This window comes from Mesorhizobium sp. M7A.F.Ca.US.006.04.2.1 (assembly GCF_004022915.1).
Taxonomy (GTDB): Bacteria; Pseudomonadota; Alphaproteobacteria; order Rhizobiales; family Rhizobiaceae; genus Mesorhizobium; species Mesorhizobium ciceri.
In genome coordinates, this window is the sequence record NZ_RZQA01001067.1 from 1 (window position 1) to 1,847 (window position 1,847).

Consider the following 1,847-nt stretch of genomic DNA (forward strand, 5'->3'; position numbering starts at 1 on the left):
GTTCATCGCCGAGACCGGCTCCGAGGGATCAGGCGGGGCGGCGTGGCTCCATTATGTCTGCGACGAGGTGCGTGCCGCAATTGACCTCGAAGCGCCGATCGAAGGTATTTGCCTATATCCGATAACCGCCTATCCGGGCTGGGACAATTCGCGGCATGCGGAGGTGGGATTGTTTTCGGTCGTCCAGGCGGACGGCAGTCGGCACGTCCGCAAGCCCATCGCGGAGGAATTGGCCCGCCAGCGAGCTTTGTTCACGGCGAACCTGACGCGTTAATACATGAGCGGCACGAGGGATGTTGCGAGCGCCTGTCGGCGCCGCCTTGCCACGCTCGATGCTCCCAGGTACGTCCGGGTGGGCGAGCTACAGCGCCCCTTGGGCCAACGACGCCTTCCCCGCGCTCGCCCATTCCGGGACGCTCTTCTGGATGCGGGCGAAGGTTGCCAGGGCCTGCCCGACCACCTGATCCATGTTGTAGTAGCGGTAGGTTGCCAGTCGACCGACAAACCACACGTCGGGACAGGTTGCGCCAAGCGCTTCGTAGCGCTTGAAGAGCTCTTCGTTTTCGGCCCGCGGCACCGGATAGTACGGGTCCCCGATATCGGTGGGATATTCGTAGGTCAGACTGGTCCGCGCGTTCTGCTGGCCGGTCAGATGTTTGTACTCGGTGATGCGGGTGTAATCTTCCGTCTGGGGATAGTTGACGACGGCAACCGGCTGAAACTGCTCTTGGTCGAGGGTGACGTGCTCGAAGCGGAGCGAACGATAAGGAAGACGCCCCAGCTGCCAGCCGAAGTACTCGTCGATCGGGCCGGTATAGATCAGGCGGTTGAACGGTATCTCGTCACGAATTTCGCGGAAGTCGGTCTGCAGCATGATCTTGATGTTCGGATGGTCGAGCATGCGCTCGAACATCCTCGTGTATCCGCCGGCAGGCATCTTCTGGAAGCTGTCGCTGAAATATCGGTCATCGCGGTTGGTTCTGGTCGGCACTCGTGCCGTCACCGATTTGCTCAGCTGGTTCGGATCCACGCCCCATTGCTTTCTGGTGTAGCCACGGAAGAATTTTTCGTAGAGTTCGCGTCCCACGGTGCTGACGACAACATCCTCGGCCGTTCGCACGTCCTCTACCGTTTCGCGTCGCGACGCGAAGAACTCCTCCAACTGTGCAGAATTCAGTTCGAGGCCATAAAGGCGGTTTATCGTGTCGAGATTGATCGGGATGGGGAGCAGTATCCCATCCACCGCCGCCAGAACCCTATGCTCGTATGTGCGCCATTGGGTGAACTGGGAGAGGTAGTCCACGATCGACTGGCTGTTGGTGTGAAAAATATGTGGCCCATAGCGGTGGATGAGGATGCCGGCTTCATTATAGCAATCATAGGCGTTGCCGCCGACATGGCTGCGGCGATCGACCAAGAGAACGCTTTCATGACGCTGCGAGGCTATTCTTTCGGCAAGCACGCTGCCGGCAAACCCCGCGCCGACGATCAGCCAATCGAACATGGCTATGCGCTCCTGCGCAACGGGACGACCTTCTTGCGTCGGTAGGCGCCCTCAATGTGAGCGGCCATGGCCGTCCATGTTCTTTCCCACGACATGTCAGCCAGATAGGCATCGACTTGCGGCAGCAGCATCTCACGCGGTCGCAAAAGCATGGAGCGCAGCTTGCTCTCCAAGTCGTCACTGTCGGCGATTTCCACCAGTCCAGCAGCGCCGTAGCTGCGCACGACGTCAACGATCGCCGTCGAGATTACGGGCAGGCCCGCAGCCAGGAACTCTGGCGTCTTGGTTGGGCTGATGAACCGGGTCGCTTCGTTGAGTGCAAACGGCATCCACCCGGCATCCC

Annotated in this window: 1 protein-coding gene and 2 pseudogenes; 1 reads left to right on the forward strand and 2 read right to left on the reverse strand. The window is 60.2% G+C overall.

Annotated features, from left to right (window positions below; translation table 11 throughout):
* A pseudogene (locus EN925_RS34300) lies at window positions 1–274 on the forward strand (beta-glucosidase); the annotation flags it as partial.
* A gap of 87 nt (window positions 275–361) precedes the next feature.
* On the opposite strand, the gene glf reads toward EN925_RS34300, so the two are convergent.
* The gene (gene glf, locus EN925_RS34305) at window positions 362–1,504 is read right to left on the reverse strand and encodes a UDP-galactopyranose mutase (RefSeq protein WP_127385351.1); all 1,143 of its coding nucleotides are present in this window, start codon (window positions 1,502–1,504) and stop codon (window positions 362–364) included.
* Window positions 1,505–1,506: 2 nt separating this feature from the next.
* A pseudogene (locus EN925_RS34310) lies at window positions 1,507–1,847 on the reverse strand (glycosyltransferase family 1 protein); the annotation flags it as partial.